Origin of the sequence: Pseudomonas sp. WS 5071 (genome assembly GCF_012985765.1) — a bacterium.
GTDB classification, from domain to species: Bacteria; Pseudomonadota; Gammaproteobacteria; order Pseudomonadales; family Pseudomonadaceae; genus Aquipseudomonas; species Aquipseudomonas lundensis_A.
On sequence record NZ_JAAQWY010000016.1, the window covers coordinates 1 to 21,740 of the forward strand.

General features: G+C 58.6%; 26 protein-coding genes. 16 read left to right on the plus strand and 10 right to left on the minus strand.

Annotated features, from left to right (window positions below):
• Positions 1-157: 157 nt before the first annotated feature.
• A complete protein-coding gene (locus HBN61_RS11570) occupies positions 158-574 on the minus strand; it encodes an NINE protein (protein WP_047278349.1) in 417 nt (138 codons plus the stop codon).
• Positions 575-825: 251 nt separating this feature from the next.
• On the opposite strand from HBN61_RS11570, the gene HBN61_RS11575 reads away from it, so the two are divergent.
• Complete coding sequence (locus tag HBN61_RS11575; RefSeq protein ID WP_170046817.1) at positions 826-1,473, plus strand: C40 family peptidase; 648 nt, start codon at positions 826-828, stop codon at positions 1,471-1,473.
• Positions 1,474-1,514: 41 nt separating this feature from the next.
• Here HBN61_RS11575 and HBN61_RS11580 read toward each other — a convergent pair whose 3' ends face one another.
• Positions 1,515-2,510, minus strand: coding sequence for a type IV pilus twitching motility protein PilT (locus HBN61_RS11580; protein WP_170046818.1), 996 nt, complete (start codon positions 2,508-2,510; stop codon positions 1,515-1,517).
• A 57-nt stretch (positions 2,511-2,567) separates the two neighbouring features.
• On the opposite strand from HBN61_RS11580, the gene HBN61_RS11585 reads away from it, so the two are divergent.
• The 11 genes from HBN61_RS11585 (at position 2,568) to HBN61_RS11635 (ending at position 10,584) form a co-directional block, all read left to right on the plus strand.
• Positions 2,568-3,254 carry a YggS family pyridoxal phosphate-dependent enzyme gene (locus HBN61_RS11585; protein ID WP_094991642.1) on the plus strand — a complete coding sequence of 229 codons (687 nt, stop codon included), beginning with the start codon at positions 2,568-2,570 and terminating at the stop codon, positions 3,252-3,254.
• 32 nt (positions 3,255-3,286) lie between these two features.
• On the plus strand, positions 3,287-4,105 hold the full coding sequence (proC, locus tag HBN61_RS11590) for a pyrroline-5-carboxylate reductase (protein WP_170046819.1): 819 nt from the start codon (positions 3,287-3,289) through the stop codon (positions 4,103-4,105).
• 11 nt (positions 4,106-4,116) lie between these two features.
• Positions 4,117-4,704, plus strand: coding sequence for a YggT family protein (locus tag HBN61_RS11595; RefSeq protein WP_170046820.1), 588 nt, complete (start codon positions 4,117-4,119; stop codon positions 4,702-4,704).
• A complete protein-coding gene (locus tag HBN61_RS11600) occupies positions 4,704-5,000 on the plus strand; it encodes a DUF167 domain-containing protein (RefSeq protein WP_094991645.1) in 297 nt (98 codons plus the stop codon). The genes HBN61_RS11595 and HBN61_RS11600 overlap by 1 nt, the downstream gene beginning before the upstream one ends.
• A gap of 147 nt (positions 5,001-5,147) precedes the next feature.
• A complete protein-coding gene (gene metX / locus HBN61_RS11605; protein ID WP_094991646.1) occupies positions 5,148-6,287 on the plus strand; it encodes a homoserine O-succinyltransferase MetX in 1,140 nt (379 codons plus the stop codon).
• A gap of 7 nt (positions 6,288-6,294) precedes the next feature.
• The gene (gene metW / locus HBN61_RS11610; RefSeq protein WP_094991647.1) at positions 6,295-6,915 is read left to right on the plus strand and encodes a methionine biosynthesis protein MetW; all 621 of its coding nucleotides are present in this window, start codon (positions 6,295-6,297) and stop codon (positions 6,913-6,915) included.
• A 25-nt stretch (positions 6,916-6,940) separates the two neighbouring features.
• Entirely contained in the window at positions 6,941-7,378 is a 438-nt protein-coding gene (locus tag HBN61_RS11615) for a DUF4426 domain-containing protein (RefSeq protein WP_094991648.1), read from the plus strand.
• A complete protein-coding gene (rdgB, locus tag HBN61_RS11620) occupies positions 7,375-7,971 on the plus strand; it encodes an RdgB/HAM1 family non-canonical purine NTP pyrophosphatase (RefSeq protein ID WP_170046821.1) in 597 nt (198 codons plus the stop codon). The genes HBN61_RS11615 and rdgB overlap by 4 nt, the downstream gene beginning before the upstream one ends.
• Positions 7,968-9,182 (plus strand): radical SAM family heme chaperone HemW, encoded by a 1,215-nt coding sequence (gene hemW, locus HBN61_RS11625; RefSeq protein WP_094991650.1) that lies wholly within the window; start codon positions 7,968-7,970, stop codon positions 9,180-9,182. The genes rdgB and hemW overlap by 4 nt, the downstream gene beginning before the upstream one ends.
• A 9-nt stretch (positions 9,183-9,191) precedes the next feature.
• Entirely contained in the window at positions 9,192-9,515 is a 324-nt protein-coding gene (locus HBN61_RS11630) for a DUF3392 domain-containing protein (RefSeq protein WP_169962189.1), read from the plus strand.
• A 97-nt stretch (positions 9,516-9,612) separates the two neighbouring features.
• Complete coding sequence (locus tag HBN61_RS11635; RefSeq protein ID WP_170046822.1) at positions 9,613-10,584, plus strand: acyltransferase family protein; 972 nt, start codon at positions 9,613-9,615, stop codon at positions 10,582-10,584.
• 66 nt (positions 10,585-10,650) lie between these two features.
• On the opposite strand, the gene trmB is transcribed toward HBN61_RS11635, so the two are convergent.
• From trmB to HBN61_RS11655, 4 genes are all read right to left on the minus strand, one after another.
• Positions 10,651-11,373: a tRNA (guanosine(46)-N7)-methyltransferase TrmB gene (trmB, locus tag HBN61_RS11640; RefSeq protein WP_094991653.1), complete on the minus strand. Its 723-nt coding sequence runs from the start codon at positions 11,371-11,373 to the stop codon at positions 10,651-10,653.
• 9 nt (positions 11,374-11,382) lie between these two features.
• Positions 11,383-12,177: a thiazole synthase gene (locus tag HBN61_RS11645; protein WP_047296120.1), complete on the minus strand. Its 795-nt coding sequence runs from the start codon at positions 12,175-12,177 to the stop codon at positions 11,383-11,385.
• 62 nt (positions 12,178-12,239) lie between these two features.
• Positions 12,240-12,440 carry a sulfur carrier protein ThiS gene (thiS, locus tag HBN61_RS11650; RefSeq protein WP_094991654.1) on the minus strand — a complete coding sequence of 67 codons (201 nt, stop codon included), beginning with the start codon at positions 12,438-12,440 and terminating at the stop codon, positions 12,240-12,242.
• 81 nt (positions 12,441-12,521) lie between these two features.
• Positions 12,522-12,893, minus strand: coding sequence for a DUF423 domain-containing protein (locus HBN61_RS11655; protein ID WP_094991655.1), 372 nt, complete (start codon positions 12,891-12,893; stop codon positions 12,522-12,524).
• A 44-nt stretch (positions 12,894-12,937) separates the two neighbouring features.
• Between HBN61_RS11655 and mtgA the strand changes: the two genes are divergently transcribed.
• Complete coding sequence (gene mtgA / locus HBN61_RS11660) at positions 12,938-13,693, plus strand: monofunctional biosynthetic peptidoglycan transglycosylase (RefSeq protein WP_094991656.1); 756 nt, start codon at positions 12,938-12,940, stop codon at positions 13,691-13,693.
• 78 nt (positions 13,694-13,771) lie between these two features.
• Here mtgA and rpoH read toward each other — a convergent pair whose 3' ends face one another.
• From rpoH to ftsY, 4 genes are all read right to left on the minus strand, one after another.
• A complete protein-coding gene (gene rpoH, locus HBN61_RS11665; RefSeq protein ID WP_047279197.1) occupies positions 13,772-14,626 on the minus strand; it encodes an RNA polymerase sigma factor RpoH in 855 nt (284 codons plus the stop codon).
• Positions 14,627-14,738: 112 nt separating this feature from the next.
• The gene (ftsX, locus tag HBN61_RS11670) at positions 14,739-15,761 is read right to left on the minus strand and encodes a permease-like cell division protein FtsX (RefSeq protein ID WP_094991657.1); all 1,023 of its coding nucleotides are present in this window, start codon (positions 15,759-15,761) and stop codon (positions 14,739-14,741) included.
• Complete coding sequence (gene ftsE / locus HBN61_RS11675; protein ID WP_094991658.1) at positions 15,758-16,429, minus strand: cell division ATP-binding protein FtsE; 672 nt, start codon at positions 16,427-16,429, stop codon at positions 15,758-15,760. The genes ftsX and ftsE overlap by 4 nt, the downstream gene beginning before the upstream one ends.
• Positions 16,426-17,901 carry a signal recognition particle-docking protein FtsY gene (gene ftsY, locus HBN61_RS11680; RefSeq protein WP_170046823.1) on the minus strand — a complete coding sequence of 492 codons (1,476 nt, stop codon included), beginning with the start codon at positions 17,899-17,901 and terminating at the stop codon, positions 16,426-16,428. Before ftsY ends, ftsE begins: the two co-directional genes overlap by 4 nt.
• Positions 17,902-18,256: 355 nt before the next feature.
• Between ftsY and HBN61_RS11685 the strand changes: the two genes are divergently transcribed.
• Genes HBN61_RS11685 through rsmD form a run of 3 tightly spaced genes read left to right on the plus strand, consistent with a single transcriptional unit; the run spans position 18,257 to position 21,703 of the window.
• Positions 18,257-19,612 carry a M16 family metallopeptidase gene (locus tag HBN61_RS11685; RefSeq protein ID WP_094991660.1) on the plus strand — a complete coding sequence of 452 codons (1,356 nt, stop codon included), beginning with the start codon at positions 18,257-18,259 and terminating at the stop codon, positions 19,610-19,612.
• Positions 19,605-21,095 carry a M16 family metallopeptidase gene (locus tag HBN61_RS11690; RefSeq protein WP_170046824.1) on the plus strand — a complete coding sequence of 497 codons (1,491 nt, stop codon included), beginning with the start codon at positions 19,605-19,607 and terminating at the stop codon, positions 21,093-21,095. Before HBN61_RS11685 ends, HBN61_RS11690 begins: the two co-directional genes overlap by 8 nt.
• Entirely contained in the window at positions 21,095-21,703 is a 609-nt protein-coding gene (gene rsmD, locus HBN61_RS11695; protein ID WP_094991662.1) for a 16S rRNA (guanine(966)-N(2))-methyltransferase RsmD, read from the plus strand. Before HBN61_RS11690 ends, rsmD begins: the two co-directional genes overlap by 1 nt.
• Positions 21,704-21,740: the final 37 nt, after the last annotated feature.

Here is a 21,740-nt window from a genome sequence, read left to right on the forward strand (position 1 = left end):
TTCTGGGGAAGCCATCGTATTGCGCAAATTGACAGAGTGACCGGGGTTGTAATATCAGGGAAAAAGCTACGTTAACTGTTCGCTATGTCTCCGAACAAAGTGTTCGCTATGTCCCCGGTCCATACACGGGAGAGGCTTGGGGTGAGGGTTTTAGCGCTTAACGGCGCTCGGCATTCTTGATCGAGATCTGGGTATTCAATGTCCAGAAATCGTACAGGACACCAATCAGAAACAACCCGCCCGTGAACAGGTAGATGATTCCGGTGATCCATTTACCCATGTACATGCGGTGCAGGCCGAATACCCCCAGAAACGTCAGCAGAATCCACGCCACGCTGTAGTCGGTATTACCCGATGTAAAGCGCAGGTCCGCTTCGCGGTCCATGCTCGGGATCAGGAACAGGTCAATCAGCCAGCCAATGCCCAACAAGCCCAGGGTGAAGAACCAGATGGTCCCGGTAACCGGCTTGCCGTAATAGAAGCGGTGTGCTCCCAGAAATCCGAAAATCCACAGCAAATAACCCAGTACCTTGCTGTGAGTATCGTGTTGTACATCGTCCCGATAGCCGCTCATTGATGCCCCCTTGGGTATCGATAGAAAAAATTTACAGTTTTTTTGTGACTTTTTTACTGTCTCGCAACAGGTAAAAGTCTGTTGCAGGATTTCGCGCAAACCCTTGTGCTATCTGGCCTGCGCAGTCGTCATGTGACAATTTGCCACTGCTTTGGCGGTTTTTGACCCCCCGGTCCAATCGACAAACGGCCTGAGAAAGGACCTAAAAGCTGTTATAAAGTTGCGCGCTTAACCACATAGAGCCCTGCCGAATGCGTCCTTTATTCAAGACATGGCTAACCATTTGCCTATTACTGCCACTGGCCGCCCACGCCACCAATCGTGAGCAACGTCTTCCTTCAGGCTTCACCGGTTACACCGCAAAGTCATCTGCGAGTGCTCCGTTTGTTGCCTCTAACAGCAAAACCGTAACACGTCCGACCTCCAGTAAAGTTCATCGCAAAGCCCCCGGCAAAATTGCGCCCCCTGCTCTGGTAGCGGCCAACAAACAAAGCAGCACCGTGCTGAGCCGTGCAGTCAACGTGCTGGGTACGCCTTATCGTTGGGGCGGCAGCAGCCCAAGTAAAGGCTTTGATTGCAGCGGATTGGTCAAATACGCGTTCAATGATGTCGCGGCGGTCAATCTGCCCCGCAGCTCCAGCGCCATGGCCAGCGGCCACGGCCAGAAAGTCGACCGCAAGGACTTGAAGCCCGGCGACCTGCTGTTTTTCAACATCAAGAGCCGCAAGGTCAACCATGTAGCCATTTACCTGGGCAATGACCGGTTTATCCATGCGCCACGTCGCGGCAAGTCGGTGACCATCGACACACTGAAAAAACCGTACTGGCAGAGCCACTATGTGGTCGCCAAGCGCGTATTGCCTAAAGAGCAAACCAACCTGCGGGTTGCGCAGCGCTAACTGGCATCGTTGAAGAGCAGCGCAAGGCTGCTCTTCAACGATTACAGGTCAATGATTCCCCTCTCCTGCAAGCGTTTCACACTCATGTCCAAAGTCAGCATGCCGACCGCTGCACTGGTCTGGATGACGGACGCCATTTGCGCCACTTTGTTTTCCCGAATCAGGTTCCTGATCGCAGGCGTGCCAAGCATGATTTCGTGTGCCGCAATGCGCCCGCCGCCTTTTTTCTTGAGCAACGTCTGACAGACCACTGCCTGCAGTGATTCAGACAACATCGCCCGCACCATGGCTTTTTCTTCTGCCGGAAACACATCGACGATACGGTCAATGGTTTTGGCCGCACTGGGCGTGTGCAACGTGGCGAACACCAGGTGTCCGGTTTCCGCAGCAGTGAGGGCCAAGCGGATGCTGTCGAGGTCGCGCATTTCACCCAGCAGAATCACGTCCGGGTCTTCACGCAGTGCTGAGCGCAGTGCGTTGGCGAAACTGTGGGTGTCACGGTGCACTTCGCGCTGGTTGATCAGGCAGCGGCGCGATACGTGGATGAATTCAATCGGGTCTTCAATGGTAAGGATGTGTTGCTGACGCGTGCTGTTCAGGTGATCGATGATGGCGGCCAACGTGGTGGTTTTGCCTGAGCCCGTCGCGCCGGTGATCAAGACCAAACCGGAGGGCAGGCCGAACAGCGGGCTCAGGACGTGTTCCAAACCCAGTGATGCCAGGCTCGGCACCGTCGCGCCAATACTGCGCATCACCGCAGCGGGGCCATGCTGTTGCCTGAAGGCATTCACTCGAAACCGCCCCAGCCCCGGCGCGGTGTATGAAAAATCAGCTTCGTGGGTTGCCTCAAAGGCACCCCGCTGCGACTCATTCATCATGCTGTGGATAAGTTCGTGTACACGCTGCGCACTCACGCTCGGCAGCTCGCAACGCTGCATGTCGCCATCTATGCGCAGCATCGGCACCATGCCCGCAGACACGTGCACGTCCGATGCTCCGCGTTCTACGCATAAGGCCAACAGGTCGGCGATATCCATCCCCCCTCCCAATTCCAGTAGAATGCCGCAGACTTTCACCACGGCGGGCTTAATTGAATGTCCACGATAGCTGACAACATTGCTCAGGTTGAGGCGCGCATCCGCGCAGCCGCACTGGCTGTGCAACGCGATGTAACGAGCGTTCACTTACTGGCGGTCAGCAAGACCAAACCCGCCGCCGCGCTGCGTGAAGCATATGCCGCCGGGCTCCGCAACTTTGGCGAAAACTACCTGCAGGAAGCGCGCGCCAAACAGGTCGAATTAGCTGACCTGCCCTTGTGTTGGCACTTCATCGGCCCCATTCAATCGAACAAGACGCGTGACATCGCTGAGCATTTTGCGTGGGTGCACTCCGTAGACCGCCTTAAAATTGCTCAGCGTCTGTCGCAACAGCGGCCAAATGAGCTGCCACCGTTGAACATTTGCATTCAGGTGAACGTCAGCGGCGAGGCCAGCAAGTCCGGGTGTACCCCGACGGACCTGCCCGCGCTGGCGGAAGCGATCAATGGGTTGCCGCGCTTGAAGCTGCGCGGGCTGATGGCGATTCCAGAGCCTACCGACGACCGCGCCGAACAGGACGCAGCGTTTGCGAAAGTCCGTGAACTGCAACACAGCCTGGACATGGGGCTCGACACACTTTCGATGGGCATGAGCCACGACCTTGAGTCGGCCATTGCCCAAGGTGCCACTTGGGTGCGGATCGGTACTGCACTGTTTGGCGCTCGCGACTACAGTCAGGCCTGAAAAGGTCTGCCTCACACTTATAAGGATCTGTCATGAGCAAGACGCGTATTGCCTTTATCGGAGCCGGGAACATGGCTTCCAGCTTGATTGGCGGCCTGCTGGCCAAAGGTCTGGACGCAGCACAGATCCGCGCCAGCGATCCTGGCGCCGAGACCCGCGCCAACGTAGCGGCTGAACACGGCATCGAATTGTTCGCTGATAACGCCCAAGCCGTTCAGGACGCTGACGTGATTGTGATTGCGGTCAAGCCGCAGGCCATGAAAGCTGTGTGCCAAGACCTGCAACCGCACCTCAAACCCAAGCAACTGCTGGTGTCGATTGCTGCCGGTATCACCTCTTCCAGCCTGCTGCAGTGGCTGGGCACGCAACCGTTGGTGCGCTGCATGCCCAACACGCCTGCCTTGTTGGGCAAGGGTGTCAGCGGTCTGTACGCCACTGATGACGTCACCCAAGAGCAACGCGCGATGGCCGACGAGTTGTTGAGCGCTGTGGGCGTTGTGGTCTGGGTCGAGAAAGAAGCCCTGATCGATGCGGTAACAGCAGTATCGGGCAGCGGCCCGGCGTATTTCTTCCTGTTGATTGAAGCCATGACCAACGCGGGCGTGAAGCTGGGCCTGAGCCATGACGTCGCGGAGAAACTGGCCGAGCAAACAGCGCTGGGCGCCGCCTGCATGGCTGTTGACAGTGATGCCGACGCGGCCGAGTTGCGTCGTCGCGTGACCTCGCCAGCAGGCACCACTGAAGCTGCAATCAAGTCATTCCAGGCCAGTGGTTTTGAAGCCACGGTCGAAAAAGCATTGAGTGCCGCCGCGCACCGCTCGGCCGAAATGGCCGAACAACTGGGTCAATAAAGGAGCAAATGATGTCAGGACTTAATGGCGCTGCCATTTTTGTGGTTCAAACCCTGGGCAGCCTGTATTTGCTGGTCGTGCTGTTGCGATTCATCCTGCAACTGGTACGCGCCAACTTCTACAACCCGATCTGCCAGTTCATCGTCAAGGCCACGCAAACCCTGCTCAAGCCAATGCGCCGCGTGATTCCAAGCATTTTCGGCCTGGACATGTCGTCGCTGGTGCTGGCCATTCTGGTGCAAATGGTGGTGTTCGCCATCGTGCTGACCTTGAGTTACATCCCGTTCAACATCCTCGAGCTGCTGCTGTGGTCGATCATCGGTGTGACGGCGCTGTTCCTGAAGGTGTTCTTCTTCGCCATGATCATCAGCGTGATTCTGTCGTGGGTGGCACCGGGCAGCACCAGCCCCGGCGCCGAACTGGTCAATCAGATCACCGAGCCAGCCCTGGCCCCGTTCCGTCGCTTTCTGCCGAACTTGGGCGGTCTGGATATCTCGCCGATCCTCGCGTTCATGGTTATCCAACTGATCCAGAGCTACGTGATCCCGCCATTGGCCATGTACGTCGATATGCCGCCTGAGCTGTTCGGCCTGATCTGATGAGTTATTTCCGCTGGGACGGTGACGACCTGATTCTTGACTGTCATTTGCAACCCAAGGCCAGCAGCGATGAGTTCGCTGGCCTGCACGGTGACCGCCTGAAAATCCGTCTCACCGCCCCGCCGGTTGAAGGCAAGGCCAACGCCCATTTGATGGCCTTTCTTGCCAAAGCGTTCGGCATTTCTAAAAGTCAGGTCAGCCTGATCAGTGGCGAGCTCAACCGACAGAAACGGGTACGCCTGCACAGCCCCAAAAAACTGCCGGTGCTTCCCGGGTTGATCCGTCCCGACCTCTGACGCCAAACCCGTTTGCGCAGGCTGCGACAGGCTGTAAAACGGCCTTTAGGGCAGCATGGCTGCGCTGCCAAAGGGTTTTGCACCATTGCTTGCCGCTCGCTGCCCCGCTCATTAGACTTACGCCTCATTTAAATGAGAGCAGGGTCGATGCCAGCTGCCTTTCCCCCCGATTCCGTTGGTCTGGTTGTGCCGCAAGTTGCACATTTCAGCGAACCGCTGGCACTTGCGTGCGGCCGCTCACTGCCAGCCTATGACCTGATTTACGAAACCTACGGCCAGCTCAATGCGTCGGCCAGCAATGCCGTGCTCATTTGCCACGCGCTGTCAGGCCATCATCACGCCGCCGGGTATCACAGCGTCGACGACCGCAAGCCTGGCTGGTGGGACAGCTGTATTGGTCCCGGCAAGCCCATCGACACCCACAAATTCTTCGTGGTCAGCCTCAACAACCTCGGCGGTTGTAACGGCTCGACCGGCCCGAGCAGCATCGACCCTGAAACCGGTCGCCCATTTGGCGCATCGTTCCCCGTGTTGACCGTTGAAGACTGGGTGCACAGCCAGGCCCGCCTGTCTGACCGCCTGGGCATTTCACAGTGGGCAGCCGTCATTGGTGGCAGCCTGGGCGGGATGCAGGCATTGCAGTGGAGCATCAGCTACCCCGACCGCCTGCGCCATTGCCTAGCCATCGCCTCGGCACCGAAGCTCTCGGCACAAAACATCGCGTTCAACGAAGTCGCGCGTCAGGCCATCCTCACCGACCCTGAATTCCACGGCGGGTCGTTTCAGGAACAGGGCGTCATCCCCAAACGCGGCTTGATGCTGGCGCGTATGGTCGGTCACATCACGTACCTGTCGGATGACTCGATGGGCGAAAAATTCGGACGCGGCCTGAAGAACGAAAACCTTAACTACGACTTTCACAGCGTCGAGTTTCAGGTTGAGAGCTATTTGCGCTACCAGGGCGAAGAGTTCTCCGGGCGTTTCGATGCCAACACCTATTTGCTGATGACCAAGGCGCTGGACTACTTCGACCCGGCGGCGAACTTCGATGACGATCTGGCCAAAACCTTCGCTGGCGCCAAGGCACGCTTTTGCGTGATGTCGTTCACCACTGACTGGCGCTTCTCGCCCGCCCGCTCGCGGGAGCTGGTGGATGCGTTGATGGCGGCCAAAAAGGACGTGTGCTACCTGGAGATCGATGCGCCGCAAGGCCATGACGCCTTCCTGATCCCGATCCCGCGCTACCTGCAAGCCTTCAGCAACTACATGAACCGTATTGAACTGTGAGAACGCCATGAGAGCCGACCTGGAAATCATCCAAGACTGGATCCCCGCCGGCAGCCGTGTGCTCGACCTCGGCTGCGGTGATGGCGAATTACTGAGCTGGCTGCGCGACAACAAGCAAGTCACCGGCTACGGCCTGGAAAACGACCCGGACAACATTGCGGAGTGTGTCGCAAAAGGCATCAACGTTATCGAACAGGATCTCGACAAAGGGCTGGGCAACTTTGCCAGCAACAGTTTCGACATCGTGGTCATGACCCAAGCGTTGCAAGCCGTGCACTACCCCGACCGGATCCTCGACGAAATGCTGCGGGTTGGCCGTCAATGCATCATCACCTTCCCGAACTTCGGACACTGGCGCTGCCGATGGTATCTGGCCAGTAAAGGCCGCATGCCTGTTTCCGAGTTCTTGCCGTACACCTGGTACAACACGCCGAACATTCACTTCTGCACCTTTGAAGACTTCGAAGCACTGTGCCGTGAGCGTGAAGCGCAGGTCATCAACCGTCTTGCCGTAGATCAACAACACCGACACGGGTGGGCGAGCAAGTTATGGCCTAACCTGTTGGGCGAGATTGGCATTTACCGTGTCAGCAGTCCTGGCCTTCAGGACCATAACGTCGCGGTTTAACAGGTTCGTTCAAAGGAGAAAGACAATGGGTCGTATTGGATTACTAGTGCTTTCAATGTGTTTTGGCGCGCAGGCCATGGCGGCCGACGTCAATCCTGCCCAACGGCAGCAGACGTTTGGTGACATGACGGTGTATTACAACGCGTTCCCGTCTACGTTCCTGACGCCTGAAATTGCAAAAAAAGTTGAGGTTTCGCGCGGCAAGCAAAACGCAGTGCTGAACATCACCATCAACAAAGCAGGCAAAAATATTCCGGCCAATGTGCAGGGCACCTTTAAAACCGGTGATAAAGAGTCAAAAAGCCTGAATTTCCGCCAAGTCGGTCAAGATGGGGAAATCAACTATCTGGCGCAATTTCCTGTCACAGGCCCGCAAACCTTCACGTTCAACGTGACGGTAAAAGCTGGCGGGGCGAGCGCTGAAACAATCGAATTTACTCAAATGGTCGCACCAATCGAATGATGAACTTCACGCAACTGGTACTCGCCAGTCACAACGCAGGCAAACTCAAAGAACTTCAGGCCATGCTCGGCGAGTCGGTGCAGTTGCGCTCGATTGGAGAGTTCAGCAGCGTCGAGCCGGAAGAAACCGGCTTGTCGTTTGTTGAAAACGCCATTCTTAAAGCCCGCAATGCAGCGCGCATTTCCGGTCTGCCTGCGCTGGCGGACGACTCGGGGCTGGCGGTGGACTATCTTGGCGGCGCACCCGGCATTTACTCTGCCCGCTATGCCGATGGCCAGGGCGATGCGGCGAACAACACCAAACTGCTCGACGCCCTCAAAGACGTACCTCAAGCCGAACGAGGCGCCCAGTTTGTCTGCGTGCTGGCCTTGGTCCGCCACGCTGACGATCCGTTGCCGATCCTCTGCGAAGGCTTGTGGCACGGGCGCATTCTGCCCGCTGCCAGCGGTGAGCATGGCTTTGGCTACGACCCGCTGTTCTGGGTGCCTGAGCGCAACTGCTCCAGCGCCGAACTCAGCCCGTCGGAAAAGAACCAGCTCAGTCACCGGGCTCGTGCCATGGCTTTGCTGCGCCAGCGTCTGGGCCTGAAATGACCCACGACACACCTCCCCAGCCGCTCTACCTCGGAGCGGCTGGCTTTTCTCAGCAGGCGCCCCGAGCGCCACTGACGCAACTGCCGCCGCTGTCGCTGTATATCCACATCCCGTGGTGCGTGCGCAAATGCCCGTATTGCGACTTCAATTCCCATACCGCCAGCCCGGTGCTGCCCGAAGAAGCGTATGTGGACGCGCTGCTGGCCGATCTCGATCAGGACCTGCACGCGGTGTATGGGCGCGAGCTGAGCTCCATTTTCTTTGGTGGCGGCACTCCCAGCCTGTTCAGCGCCCAGGCGTTGGGGCGTCTGCTCAAGGGTGTTGAAGCACGCATTCCGTTCGCCAGCGATATCGAGATCACCCTCGAGGCCAATCCCGGCACGTTCGAGCAGGAAAAGTTCGTGGCCTACCGCGCACTGGGAATCAATCGACTGTCGATTGGTATCCAGAGTTTTCAGCAAGAAAAACTCAAGGCGCTGGGGCGTATCCATAACGGCGACGAAGCCGTGCGGGCCGCCGGCATGGCGCGTCAGGCCGGGTTTGACAACTTCAACCTGGACTTGATGCACGGCTTGCCCGATCAGTCGCTGGACGACGCCCTGAGCGACCTGCGCCAGGCCATTGCCCTCAAGCCGACACATCTGTCGTGGTATCAGCTAACCCTTGAGCCCAACACGGTGTTCTGGAACCAGCCGCCAACCCTGCCGGAAGACGACACGCTGTGGGACATTCAAGAGGCGGGGCAAGCCCTGCTCGCCGAACACGGCTACGCACAGTACGAAGTGTCGGCCTACGCCCAGCCCGGCCGAGCTGCGCGGCATAACCTCAATTACTGGAGCTTTGGCGACTTCATTGGCATTGGCGCCGGTGCCCATGGCAAGTTGAGCCATCCCGACGGCCGCATCGTGCGCACCTGGAAAACCCGCCTGCCAAAGGACTACCTCAATCCAACGAAGAACTTTCAGGCTGGCGAGAAAATACTGACTGCCGAAGAGCTACCGTTTGAGTTTCTAATGAACGCCTTGCGCCTGACAGACGGCGTTGATTCAGCCCTTTATCCGCTGCGTACGGGCCTTCCCCTCGACAGCTTGAACGCCGGGCGCGACGCCGCCGAACAAAGTGGCTTATTGCAGGTCGAACCGACACGCCTGGCGGCGACTGCCCGAGGCCAGCTGTTTCTCAATGACCTGTTGCAGCATTTTTTGACCTAAGGAAATCGAATGGACTTGGTACTCGACCTGCTTGCCACGGTATCGCGCTGGAGCCGCAGCCACCTTTCAGAGATCTCTCTGGCATTGATTGGCTGTTTGCTGGTGCTGTTTGGCGCTGACTTCAAGAGCTGGGTCGAGCAACGTCTGGGCAGTATCGCCGGTGCCTTGCGCGTCCCGCTGATGGCATTGCTGTGCCTGATCGGTAGCGGCGCAGCATTGATCTACGCAACGCCGTGGGTCGAGCGCGGCCTGAGCCAGTTCAACAACTACAGCCTGGCGCCGGTACTGGTTGTGGTGCTGGTGCTGATCGGCGTGGTGGCTGATCGTCGTTAACACGTGACTGGCAGCGATGGCCGGGGTGTCGCAACCCCGCAGAAAGCAGCAGATTGCGGGCTACGCTTGGGTATCGCTTGATACGTGAGCCCTGCCCATGCCGAAGCTTTTGAATGGCAATCTTGATGCGCTGAAAGTGGTGTTGGCGATCTGTGTCGTTGCACTGCATTGCAAGGTACTCGGCGGCAATGACACGGCCGTCGGTTACATGCTGGGCAACGGGCTGTTTCGGGTCGCGGTCCCCGTCTTCTTTATCATCAACGGCTACTACCTGTTCCACACCCTCAACGAAGGCCACTCATTCGGTAAGTGGTTCAAGCGCGGACTGTGGATGTACCTCTTCTGGATGCTGGTCTACAGCCCCTTTTATGTCGACCCCGCGACGCTGGGCTCTCTAAAAGGCGTGCTCGGGATCATCAAGTCGTTGCTGATCGGCTATTTCCACCTCTGGTATCTGGTGGGCATGCTCGGCGGTGGACTGATGCTGTATGCACTGCGTAAAACGTCGACTCAGCGGCTGGTCACACTGGCCCTGATCGCCTATATGATCGGCCTGACGCTGCAATATGCGCGTGTTTATTACGTGCTACCCAACCCCTTCCTGCAACACTTCAATCAAAACGACTATGCCGCCCGTAACTTCCTGTTCATGGGTTTCCCGTTCATGTGCATGGGGTTTGTGTTTGCCAGGCATCAGGTCGCACAAACAGTGAAACGCCCTTGGGTGTGGGGCTGGCTGGTGGCCGGTACGGCACTGATGCTGACCGAGTCGTACATCAATTACTCGCTGCAGGCCAATCCGCAGGTGTATTTCGACTTCATGTTTTCATTGCCCATTCTCACCCCCGCCTTGTTTCTACTGGCGTGCGTGTATTTTCGGGCGTCCACCCGCAACACTGCGGCCAAGGTGTCTTCGGCGGTGTATTACATCCACCCGATGTTTATTTTGGGGGCACTGGCGGTCGGCATGGCGTACGGCAACCTGCTAGCGCTCGTGGTCATCGCCTTGGCGCTGGCAGCCGCCCCGGTGCTGATTCTACTGAGCAAACGCGTAAGGTTTGTTTTGTGATGCAGTGCGACGGACGTCGCCTAAAGAAACTGGCCCCCGAACGGAGGCCAGTCATTGAAAAACGGCTTAGGCCAATTTTTCGAACTTCAAGTCCCACACGCCGTGCCCAAGGCGTTCGCCGCGGCGTTCGAACTTGGTGACCGGGCGCTCAGGAGGGCGCGGTACGCAACGGCCGTCTTCGGCCAGATTGCGGTAACCCGGTGCCACGTTCATGACTTCCAGCATGTACTCGGCATAGGGTTCCCAGTCGGTGGCCATGTGCAACACACCGCCTGCCTTGAGCTTGGAACGCACCAGTTCGGCGAACGATGCCTGCACAATGCGACGCTTGTGGTGGCGACTCTTGTGCCATGGGTCCGGGAAGAAAAGCAACAGACGGTCCAGGCTGTTATCGGCTACACAGCGCGTCAAGACCTCGATGGCGTCGCAATCGTACACACGCAGATTGGTCAGGCCCTGTGTCAGCACGCCATTAAGCAATGCGCCCACGCCCGGACGGTGAACTTCAACCCCGATAAAATCCTGCTCCGGCGACGCTGCCGCCATCTCCAGCAGGGAATGCCCCATGCCAAAGCCGATTTCCAGCGTACGCGGCGCAGAACGGCCAAAGACCTGATCAAAATCGACCGGCGCATCAGCCAGTGGCAAAACGTACAACGGCGCACCTTGATCGAGGCCGCGTTGCTGGCCTTCAGTCATGCGCCCGGCGCGCATGACAAAGCTCTTGATGCGACGGTGCTGGCGATCTTCGCCTTCTTCCGGGGTTGGGGTATCGAGTGGTTCAGTCATCAGGGGCTCTTACTTGATCAGACCATCCAGCGGCGAGGAGGCGCTGGCATAGAGTTTTTTCGGCATACGACCGGCCAGATAGGCCAGACGACCTGCCTCAATGGCGTATTTCATGGCCTGGGCCATGAGGATCGGGTGCTGGGCATTGGCGATGGCCGAATTCATCAGCACCGCTTCGCAGCCCATTTCCATGGCGATTGTCGCGTCGGAGGCCGTGCCCACGCCCGCGTCCACCAGCACCGGAATGTTGGCTTCTTCAAGGATGACCCGCAGGTTATACGGGTTGCAGATGCCCAAACCGCTGCCAATCAGGCCAGCCAGAGGCATCACGGCCACGCAGCCCATGGCTTCAAGCTCACGGGCGATGATCGGGTCATCACTGGTATAAACCATCACGTCGAAACCTTCCTTGACCAGTACTTCAGCGGCCTTGAGGGTTTCGATCACGTTGGGAAACAGGGTTTTCTGGTCGGCCAGCACTTCAAGCTTGACCAGGTTATGGCCATCGAGCAGCTCACGGGCCAGACGGCAGGTGCGCACCGCTTCAATGGCATCGAAGCAGCCGGCCGTGTTCGGCAAGATGGTGTAGCGGTCTGGCGGCAACACATCGAGCAGGTTCGGTTCACCGGGGTTCTGACCGATGTTGGTGCGACGCACGGCGACCGTAACGATTTCAGCACCCGAGGCCTCAATGGCCAGGCGGGTTTCTTCGAGGTCGCGGTATTTGCCCGTGCCCACCAGCAAACGAGACTGGTAGGTACGGCCGGCCAGGGTAAACGGCTTGTCGCTGCGAACATTGCTCATCGGTAAACCTCTTGAATGTGGATTATCAGTGGCGCTGCGGGGAAGGAACGTCGGCCCGAGGGCTAGCCGCCACCGATGGCGTGGACCACTTCGACCTGATCGCCCTCTTTGAGCACAGTTTCTGCGTGCTGGCTGCGCGGGACGATGTCCAGATTTAGCTCAACCGCCACCCGACGTCCGGCCAATTCACGACGCGCCAAAAGGCCTGCGACGGTCTCGCCATCCGGCAGTTCAAAAGATTCACCGTTCAACTGAATGCGCATGCGCGACGCTGCCTTCATTTTTAGGGGGCCAGCATTCTAGCCCGATCCGTCAGGTCGACCCAAGCCATTCATCTTGCGCCCTCAGCTCAGGCGCCAGGCGGCCAGTCCCAGACACAGCCAGCCCGCCAAAAAAGCCACGCCGCCAATGGGGGTGATGATCCCCAGCTTGGCAATACCGCTCATCGTCAGCAAGTACAAACTCCCGGAAAACAACACAATTCCCAGCGCGAAACAGAAGCCTGCCCACGTCACCAGGCGGCTTTGCAACTGGGTTGCCAGCAACGCCACGCCCAACAGTGCAAGGGTGTGCACCAGTTGATAGGTCACGCCTGTATGAAAAATAGCCAGGTATTGTTCGGTCAAGCGGCCTTTCAAACCGTGCGCTGCAAAGGCGCCCAGCGCCACACCGGTGAATCCAAAGAACGCAGCCAACATTAGAAAAACGCGCAGCATGGGTCACTCCCGTCAGGGTCATCGAATGGCACAGGGTCTGTATAATGGCCCGCTCAACGGGTTCGGCCAAGCCATCTATGCTGCGTTTACTGGTTCATCGTTTGCTCAAAGCCCTGCTGTGGTTCGCTGCCGGCAGTGCATTGCTGGTGCTGATTTTCCGCTGGGTGCCACCGCCGGGCACTGCGCTGATGGTAGAGCGCAAGGTTGAATCGTGGTTCGACGGCCAGCCCATCGACCTGCAACGCAGCTGGCGGCCATGGGACGAGATCTCCAATGACCTGAAAATCGCCGTAATTGCCGGCGAGGACCAGAAATTTGCCGAGCATTGGGGCTTTGACGTGAGTGCCATTCGCGCCGCGTTCGAGCACAACGAGCGCGGAGGCAAGTTGCGCGGAGCCAGCACCCTTAGCCAGCAAGTGTCCAAAAACCTGTTTCTATGGTCAGGCCGCAGTTGGCTGCGCAAGGGGCTGGAAGCCTGGTTCACTGGGCTGATCGAAGTCCTGTGGCCCAAGCAACGGATTCTTGAGGTTTACCTCAACAGCGCCGAGTGGGATGACGGCGTGTTTGGCGCCGAAGCCGCCGCACAACACCACTTTGGCGTGAGCGCTGCCCGGTTGAGCCGTCAGCAGGCAAGCCAATTGGCCGCGGTATTGCCGAACCCGCGCAACTGGAGCGCCGGTCGCCCATCTGCGTATGTGAGCACGCGTGCGGCCTGGATACGCCAGCAAATGCGTCAATTGGGCGGGGACAGTTATCTGGACACCCTGAACAACTCACGCCAGGCGCCTTGGGCCTTGTAACCGCTGACTGGCAGCACCTCAGCGTTATGCGCAAACAAAAACGCCCCGACTCAGCGGGGCGTTTTTTTGTCGGCCGATTTACGCGGCAATCGACAGTTTGAGCTTGTTCATCGCACTTTTTTCAAGCTGACGAATACGCTCGGCAGACACGTTGTACTTTTGTGCCAGGTCATGCAGCGTGGCTTTCTCTTCAGCCAGCCAGCGCTGATAGAGAATGTCGCGGCTGCGTTCGTCCAGCACTTCCAGCGCTTCGTGCAGGTTGCTGGTGGAGTTATCGGTCCAGTCAGCATCTTCCAGTTGACGCGCCGGGTCGTAGCGGTGGTCTTCCAGGTAGTTGGCTGGCGACTGGAACGCACTGTCATCGTCAGCTTCTGCAGCCGGGTCGAACGCCATGTCATGGCCGGTCAACCGGCTTTCCATCTCACGCACTTCGCGAGGTTCAACGCCAAGGCTCTCGGCCACGCGATGAACTTCGTCGTTGTTCAACCACGCCAGACGTTTTTTCTGACTGCGCAGGTTGAAGAACAATTTACGCTGGGCCTTGGTGGTCGCGACTTTCACGATCCGCCAGTTACGCAGGATGAACTCGTGAATTTCGGCCTTGATCCAGTGCACAGCAAACGACACCAGACGCACACCCATTTCAGGGTTGAAGCGTTTTACCGCTTTCATCAGGCCAACATTGCCTTCCTGGATCAGGTCGGCCTGTGCCAGACCATAGCCCGAATAACTACGAGCAATGTGTACTACAAAACGCAGGTGGGCGAGCACCATCTGCCGAGCCGCCTCAAGATCCTGCTCATAATAGAGACTCTCGGCCAGTTCACGCTCCTGCTCCGGCGTCAGCAGTGGAATGCTGTTCACGGTGTTTACGTAGGCCTCAAGGTTCGCACCAGGGACTAACGCATACGCAGGTTGCAAAGAAGTGGTCATACGAAAAACCTCCGACTCACATAACTCGTGCAGTTCAGCACTGCGAAAATTGACCGGGAACCACAAAAAAAGTTCCCACATAAGCTGAAAAGGTCAACAGGTAAAAATGAAACTACTTGGGTGAAAGCTCACGTAAATGCCGTGCTACCGCAATCCATGCACCGATATACCCTAACAGTACCGCGCCAAGCAAGAGCGACAGACCGTCGGCAACAGGCACGCCCGCGAGGGCAAAATCGCTGCCATAAAGCCCGGCCAGCCCGACAACCGCGTCATTGAGCCAGTTCAGGCCGAAAGCCAAAACGCCCCACGAAAGTACACCGGCACCAAAGCCATAAAGCGCGCCCATATATAGAAACGGCCTACGTACATAGCTATCAGTACCGCCGACCAGCTTGGTGACTTCAATCTCGACCCTGCGGTTCTCAATATGCAGCCGAATCGTATTACCGATAACCAGCAGCAGGGCTGAGACCAGCAGCACCGTCAAACCAAATACAAACCGGTCACCCAATTTGAGGATGGCCGCCAGACGCTCAACCCAGACTAGATCAAGTTGCGCCTGTTGCACCTTCGGCAATTCCGAAAGTCGCTCCCGAAGGGCTTCAAGGGTGGCTTTATCGACCTCATTCGGGGTCACCAGCACCACACCCGGCAACGGGTTGTCCGGCAGCTCTTTAAGGGCTTCGCCCAGCCCTGACTGCTGCTGGAACTCTTCGAGGGCTTGTTCGCGGCTGATAAATTCAGCATCCGCGACACCCGCCATACCTTTTATCTGATTGCTCAGTTGCGCGCCCTGATCGCCTGTGGCGTCCATCTGCAAGTACAACGAAATCTGTGCTGCGCGCTGCCACGAACCTCCCAGGCGCTCGACGTTGTTAAGTAACAACGACAATCCCATGGGCAAGCTCAGCGCCACGGCCATCACCAAACAGGTAAAGAAGCTACCGATCGGCTGCTTCCCCAAACGTCGCAAGCTGTCGAGCAAACTGGCGCGGTGCGCATCGATCCAGGCGTGAAACAACATGCCAAACGTCGGCCCGTCGTCTTCATCGTGCTTCTTCTTCGGCGGCTGCGGTTCGGCGGCCTTGGGCGCTACGCGCTCCGATACCTTTGGGCTGCGTGTTGCACTCATTGCCCGGCCTCCCCGTCGCCGATCAATCGCCCGCGCTGCAGGGTCAACATGCGATGACGCATACGTGCGATCAGTGCCAGGTCGTGGCTGGCAATCAATACGCTGGTGCCCAAACGGTTGATGTCTTCAAATACGCCCATGATTTCCGCCGCCAGACGCGGGTCGAGGTTGCCGGTGGGTTCATCGGCCAAGAGCAATGCTGGGCGATGCACGATGGCGCGGGCAATACCCACGCGTTGTTGCTGGCCCGTGGACAAGTCACCGGGGTACAGATCGGTTTTATCCGAAAGCGATACCCGCTCAAGCGCCGAATCAACGCGCTTGACGATTTCGGCCTTGGACAACCCCTGAATCTGCAACGGCAAGGCGACGTTGTTGAAGACGGTGCGATCAAACAGCAACTGGTGGTTCTGGAACACCACTCCGATCTGACGCCGCAAGAACGGAATCTGCGCGTTGCTGATCTGGCTCAGGTCCTGCCCGGCCAGCAGCAACCTGCCGCTGGTGGGGCGCTCCATGGCCAGCAAAAGCCGCAGTAACGTACTTTTGCCCGCGCCGGAGTGACCCGTGACAAAAAGGAATTCGCCACGGCGGACCCGAAAGCTCAGCTCGTGCAGGCCCACATGTCCATTTGGATAGCGTTTACCGACCTGCTCGAAACGAATCATGGACGCTCCCGCTCCGCAAACAGAGCCTGGACAAAGGGTTCGGATTCAAAAGTGCGCAAATCATCGATGCCTTCACCAACACCAATAAAGCGGATCGGGATACCGAATTGCTTGGCCAGGGCGAAGATCACGCCGCCTTTAGCCGTACCGTCCAGCTTAGTCAGGGCCAGACCGGTCAGCGCGACCGTCTGATTGAATTGTTTGGCCTGACTGATGGCGTTCTGGCCTGTGCCTGCGTCGAGCACCAACAACACCTCGTGCGGCGCGTCTTCGTCGAGCTTGCCGATCACGCGGCGCACTTTTTTCAGTTCTTCCATCAGGTTGTCTTTAGTGTGCAGACGCCCGGCAGTGTCCGCGATCAGCACGTCAATCCCGCGCGCCTTAGCCGCTTGTACGGCGTCGAAGATCACCGACGCGGAGTCGGCACCGGTGTGCTGTGCAATCACCGGGATGTGGTTGCGCTCGCCCCACACTTGCAACTGTTCAACCGCCGCGGCACGGAACGTATCGCCCGCTGCAAGCATGACCTTCTTGCCTTCAAGTTGCAGTTTCTTCGCCAGTTTGCCGATGGTGGTGGTTTTACCCGCGCCATTAACGCCGACGACCAGAATCACAAACGGTTTGTTTTGCGATTCGATTTTCAGCGGCTGTTCAACCGGCTTGAGCATGGCCGCCAACTCGTCCTGCAAGGACTTGTACAGCGCGTCGGCGTCAGTCAATTGCTTGCGCGCAACTTTTTGAGTCAGGTTCTTGATGATCACCGACGTGGCTTCGACACCCACATCAGCCGTCAGCAAGCGTGTTTCAATTTCTTCCAGCAAGTCATCATCGATGGCCTTTTTGCCCAGGAACAGGCTGGCCATGCCTTCACCGATGCTGGCGCTGGTTTTCGACAGACCTTGCTTGAGACGGGCAAAGAAACCGGTTTTGACTTCAGGAGCAGGTTCGGCTTTCGGGGTTGGAACCTCAATAACTGCGGGCGGCGTTTCAACTACCGGGGCAGACACCGGTGGGGACGCAACCACAGCGGGTTCGACCACTGGTTCGATGACGGGCTCGAGTTCCAGCTCTGGCTCAAGGGCAGGCACGGTCTGCTCAAGCACTTCGACCACGGGTGGCGCTGCGATCACAGGCTCTGCGACCACCTCGATTTCCGGCGCCGGAATGGGCGGCACGGTGTGCGGCGCTTGCACGTCGTCAACCAATGCCACCGGCTCTTCGGGGACGGGCAAAGGCGGCCAGGGTTCAGGAGCGGCCTTCGGCTCGACAACAGGCTCGACCACCCGCACGTCTTCAGGGGTGGGCGCCACGCTCACCGGCGCGGCTTCGATCAAGGTCTCGGGCGCGGTCTCGGGGGCCGCATCTGGCTGTTCAACGACGGCTTCCTGCGGCTTTCTGCGCAGCCATCCGAACAGGCCTTTTTTCTCGCCAGCCTTGGCTGGGTTCTTCTTGTCGTCGTTGGAACCAAACATGGAGGACGGCTATCTCATCGTAGCGAAGCGCCACTGTGGCGCCCCGGCAAATAATATTCGGTGTGAAAAAGACTGTATTTTTGTCAGCTCGTTCGCACACAACTTAGACGCGGGGTAAAAAACACCTGCGAAACTTCGTCTTTACTCGGATCTGGATCGGGAAAATCGGCAAAATTGCGAAATTTACCGGGATACATCCACACTTCCAAGCGGGCTCCTATACTGCCCGATCAAACGTCGTCTGATCGTCAAAGGCTTGATAGGCGTGGCCGCCAGTAAAACGGATCAGTATCCTAGCACCTCCTCACCCGCAGACGCTAAGGCCAAGCGGGCAGCCCTACAGGTTTAAAAACGAATGAATGCTCTAGCCCGCCGCGCTGCTGGCCTGTTGCTCAGCACAGTTTGCCTTCCACTTTCGGCCTTGGCAGCCGAGCCGCAACCCACCCATGAGTTCCGTCTGGACAATGGCCTTAAAGTCATCGTTCGCGAAGACCATCGCGCGCCGGTAGTGGTGTCGCAGGTTTGGTACAAGGTGGGTTCCAGTTACGAGACACCCGGCAAGACCGGCCTGTCCCATGCCCTTGAACACATGATGTTCAAAGGCAGCAACAAGGTCGGCCCCGGTGAAGCTTCGTTGATCCTGCGCGATCTTGGCGCCCAGGAAAACGCTTTCACCAGTGACGACTACACCGCGTATTACCAGGTTCTGGCCCGCGACCGCCTGGGCGTGGCCTTCGAACTTGAAGCCGACCGCATGGCCAGCCTGCGTCTGCCGCCCGAAGAGTTCAAACGCGAGATCGAAGTCATCAAGGAAGAGCGCCGTCTTCGCACCGATGACCAACCCATGAGCAAAGCGTACGAACTGTTCAGCGCCATGGCCTACCCGTCCAGCGGCTACCACACCCCGACCATCGGCTGGATGGTGGACCTGGAGCGCATGAGCGTCGCCGAACTGCGCGCGTGGTACGAAGAGTGGTATGCACCGAACAACGCCACGCTGGTGGTGGTCGGGGATGTGACCCCGGACGAAGTCAAAGCGCTGGCACAGCGTTATTTCGGCCCGGTGGTGAAGCGTGAAATACCGATCGCCAAGGCCCCGCTTGAACTGCCGACCCCCGGCGAGCGACTGCTCAAGGTGCATGTTCAAACCCAACTCCCGAGCCTGATGATGGGGTTCAACGTGCCGAGCGTGTCCACCGCCAAAGACCCGGTCACGGCCAACGCCCTGCGCCTGATCTCCGCCCTGCTGGACGGCGGCTACAGCGCGCGCATGCCGACTCAACTGGAACGCGGTGAAGAACTGGTCTCCGGCGCTTCGTCGAGCTACGACGCGTTCACCCGCGGCGACAGCCTGTTCCTGCTCAGCGCCATGCCCAACGGCCAGAAGAAGGTCACCATGGCGCAGGCCGAAGCTGGCCTGTGGCGTTTGCTCGACGACCTGAAAAAGACGCCGCCAACCCCTGAAGAACTGGAACGCGTTCGCGCTCAAGTGATCGCGGGGCTGGTTTACGAGCGTGACTCGATCACCTCGCAAGCCACGTCCATCGGCCAGCTCGAAACCGTTGGTTTGTCCTGGAAGCTGATGGACACCGAGCTGCAAGACCTGCAAAAAGTGACCCCGGCTGACATCCAGCAAGCCGCCCGCACCTATTTCACTCGCGACCGTCTGAGCGTTGCGCACGTACTGCCCGAGGAGAAAACCCATGAGTGAGCGTAAAGGTCCCCGCTACGCCCTGCTCGGCTTGAGCGCCGCTGTTCTGGTCGGCGCACTCGGCTACTATTTCGCCAGCCCGCCTGAGTCTGTGGCCAGCCCGGCGCTGGAAAACGCCAAGACCGAGCACAAGCTGGAGTCGCTGGCGGAACTGGACGGCAAGGCGCCCAGCCACCGCGCCATGAATGTACAAACCTGGAAAACCGCCGAAGGCGCCAAGGTCCTGTTTGTGGAAGCGCGCCAGTTGCCGATGTTCGACCTGCGCGTGACCTTCGCCGCGGGCAGCAGCCAGGACGACAACACCCCGGGGCTGGCGCTGCTGACCAACGCCATGCTCAATGAAGGCGTTGCCGGTAAAGATGTCGGCGCAATCGCCCAAGGGTTTGAGGGTCTGGGAGCCGACTTCGGCAATGGCGCCTATCGCGACATGGCTGTAGCTTCCCTGCGCAGCCTGAGCGACCCGGCCAAACGCGCCCCTGCGTTAAACCTGTTCGCTGAAGTGATTGGCAAACCGACCTTCCCCGCCGACTCGCTTGCCCGCATCAAAAACCAACTGCTGGCCAGCTTTGAGTTCCAGAAGCAGAACCCCGGCAAACTGGCCAGCGATGAGCTGTTCAAGCGCCTGTACGGCAACCACCCGTATGCGCACGCCAGCGACGGCAATGCAGAAACCGTGACGTCAATTACTGTCGACCAGCTCAAAGCCTTCCACAACAAGGCTTATACCGCGGGCAACGCCGTGATCGCGATCGTCGGGGACCTGTCGCGCGAAGAAGCCCAAGCCATGGCCGCCCAGGTATCGGCCGCACTGCCAAAAGGCCCGGCACTGCCAAAAACCGTGCAGCCGACCGAACCCAAGCCGGGTGCAACCCACATCGAGTTCCCGTCCAAGCAAACCCACTTGCTGCTGTCGCAGTTGGGTATTGACCGCGACGACCCGGACTACGCAGCTCTCTCGCTGGGTAATCAGGTGCTCGGCGGTGGCGGTTTCGGAACGCGACTGATGACTGAAGTGCGCGAGAAACGCGGCCTGACCTACGGCGTGTACTCCAACTTCAGCCCGATGCAGGCCCGTGGCCCTTTCATGATCAACCTGCAAACCCGCGCAGAGCTGAGCGAAGGCACTCTCAAACTGGTGCAGGACATCCTCGCTGACTACCTCAAAGAAGGTCCGACGCAAAAAGAACTCGACGATGCCAAACGTGAACTGGCAGGCAGCTTCCCACTGTCCACTGCCAGCAACGCTGCCATCGTCGGCCAACTGGGCGCAATGGGCTTCTACGATTTGCCTTTGGACTATCTCGAAACCTTCATGCAGCAGTCCCAGAACCTGACCACCGAGCAGGTCAAGGCCGCCATGAACAAGCACCTGAGCGCCGACAAAATGGTCGTGGTGACCGCCGGCCCAACCGTGCCGCAGAAACCACTGCCGCCTCCAACCGATAAACCTTCAGAGCAACCTCTTGGGGTTCCGGAGCATTAATGGCAAAGCCTAAAAACACATCGCACTCGGGTGCGGGTCAGTTACGCATCATTGGCGGGGAGTGGCGCAGCCGCAAGCTCGACTTCCCGCACGTAGAAGGCCTGCGCCCTACACCCGACCGCGTACGTGAAACCCTGTTCAACTGGCTCGCGCCCTACATCGGCGGCGCCAAGGTACTGGACGTATTTGCCGGCAGCGGCGCCCTGTTCCTCGAAGCCATGTCCCGCGGCGCTGCCAAGGGCGTGGCGCTGGACAGCAGTCGCGATGCGATTTCCAACATCCGCGAGAACATGGGCATCCTGCGTTGCACCGTAGGCCAGGTGCAGCAGACTGACGCCCTGCGTTATCTGGATGCCACCCCCAGCGACATGTTTGATGTGGTATTCCTCGATCCGCCGTTCCACAAGGACCTGCTCAAGCCTGCCTGCGACTTGCTGGAACAGCGCGGCTGGCTGGCAGACGAGGCATGGGTCTACACCGAAAGCGAAGTGCGGCCTTCGGAACTGGGATTACCTGCCAACTGGCGCCTGCACCGCGAGCAAAAAGCCGGGGGCGTGAACTACGCCCTGTGGCAGCGTGAAGCGGCTCAGGTGCCTGCGCAACCCTAAGCGCCACTGACCTCTGTGCAGTCGCTGCCGTCCATGG

Excerpts from the sequence above, each read along its gene's own strand:
- rpoH (WP_047279197.1), bottom strand. The coding sequence starts at position 14,626 with ATGACCACTTCTTTGCAACCTGCGTATGCGTTAGTCCCTGGTGCGAAC.
- HBN61_RS11635 (WP_170046822.1), top strand. The coding sequence starts at position 9,613 with ATGCCGAAGCTTTTGAATGGCAATCTTGATGCGCTGAAAGTGGTGTTG.
- HBN61_RS11580 (WP_170046818.1), bottom strand. The coding sequence starts at position 2,510 with ATGGATATCGCCGACCTGTTGGCCTTATGCGTAGAACGCGGAGCATCG.
- HBN61_RS11570 (WP_047278349.1), bottom strand. The coding sequence starts at position 574 with ATGAGCGGCTATCGGGACGATGTACAACACGATACTCACAGCAAGGTA.
- rdgB (WP_170046821.1), top strand. The coding sequence starts at position 7,375 with ATGATGAACTTCACGCAACTGGTACTCGCCAGTCACAACGCAGGCAAA.
- HBN61_RS11685 (WP_094991660.1), top strand. The coding sequence starts at position 18,257 with ATGAATGCTCTAGCCCGCCGCGCTGCTGGCCTGTTGCTCAGCACAGTT.
- HBN61_RS11600 (WP_094991645.1), top strand. The coding sequence starts at position 4,704 with ATGAGTTATTTCCGCTGGGACGGTGACGACCTGATTCTTGACTGTCAT.
- HBN61_RS11645 (WP_047296120.1), bottom strand. The coding sequence starts at position 12,177 with ATGAGCAATGTTCGCAGCGACAAGCCGTTTACCCTGGCCGGCCGTACC.
- hemW (WP_094991650.1), top strand. The coding sequence starts at position 7,968 with ATGACCCACGACACACCTCCCCAGCCGCTCTACCTCGGAGCGGCTGGC.
- HBN61_RS11630 (WP_169962189.1), top strand. The coding sequence starts at position 9,192 with ATGGACTTGGTACTCGACCTGCTTGCCACGGTATCGCGCTGGAGCCGC.
- HBN61_RS11575 (WP_170046817.1), top strand. The coding sequence starts at position 826 with ATGCGTCCTTTATTCAAGACATGGCTAACCATTTGCCTATTACTGCCA.
- HBN61_RS11585 (WP_094991642.1), top strand. The coding sequence starts at position 2,568 with ATGTCCACGATAGCTGACAACATTGCTCAGGTTGAGGCGCGCATCCGC.
- trmB (WP_094991653.1), bottom strand. The coding sequence starts at position 11,373 with ATGACTGAACCACTCGATACCCCAACCCCGGAAGAAGGCGAAGATCGC.
- HBN61_RS11655 (WP_094991655.1), bottom strand. The coding sequence starts at position 12,893 with ATGCTGCGCGTTTTTCTAATGTTGGCTGCGTTCTTTGGATTCACCGGT.
- rsmD (WP_094991662.1), top strand. The coding sequence starts at position 21,095 with ATGGCAAAGCCTAAAAACACATCGCACTCGGGTGCGGGTCAGTTACGC.
- ftsX (WP_094991657.1), bottom strand. The coding sequence starts at position 15,761 with ATGAGTGCAACACGCAGCCCAAAGGTATCGGAGCGCGTAGCGCCCAAG.
- ftsY (WP_170046823.1), bottom strand. The coding sequence starts at position 17,901 with ATGTTTGGTTCCAACGACGACAAGAAGAACCCAGCCAAGGCTGGCGAG.
- metX (WP_094991646.1), top strand. The coding sequence starts at position 5,148 with ATGCCAGCTGCCTTTCCCCCCGATTCCGTTGGTCTGGTTGTGCCGCAA.
- HBN61_RS11690 (WP_170046824.1), top strand. The coding sequence starts at position 19,605 with ATGAGTGAGCGTAAAGGTCCCCGCTACGCCCTGCTCGGCTTGAGCGCC.
- proC (WP_170046819.1), top strand. The coding sequence starts at position 3,287 with ATGAGCAAGACGCGTATTGCCTTTATCGGAGCCGGGAACATGGCTTCC.
- mtgA (WP_094991656.1), top strand. The coding sequence starts at position 12,938 with ATGGCCCGCTCAACGGGTTCGGCCAAGCCATCTATGCTGCGTTTACTG.
- HBN61_RS11595 (WP_170046820.1), top strand. The coding sequence starts at position 4,117 with ATGTCAGGACTTAATGGCGCTGCCATTTTTGTGGTTCAAACCCTGGGC.
- ftsE (WP_094991658.1), bottom strand. The coding sequence starts at position 16,429 with ATGATTCGTTTCGAGCAGGTCGGTAAACGCTATCCAAATGGACATGTG.
- thiS (WP_094991654.1), bottom strand. The coding sequence starts at position 12,440 with ATGCGCATTCAGTTGAACGGTGAATCTTTTGAACTGCCGGATGGCGAG.
- HBN61_RS11615 (WP_094991648.1), top strand. The coding sequence starts at position 6,941 with ATGGGTCGTATTGGATTACTAGTGCTTTCAATGTGTTTTGGCGCGCAG.
- metW (WP_094991647.1), top strand. The coding sequence starts at position 6,295 with ATGAGAGCCGACCTGGAAATCATCCAAGACTGGATCCCCGCCGGCAGC.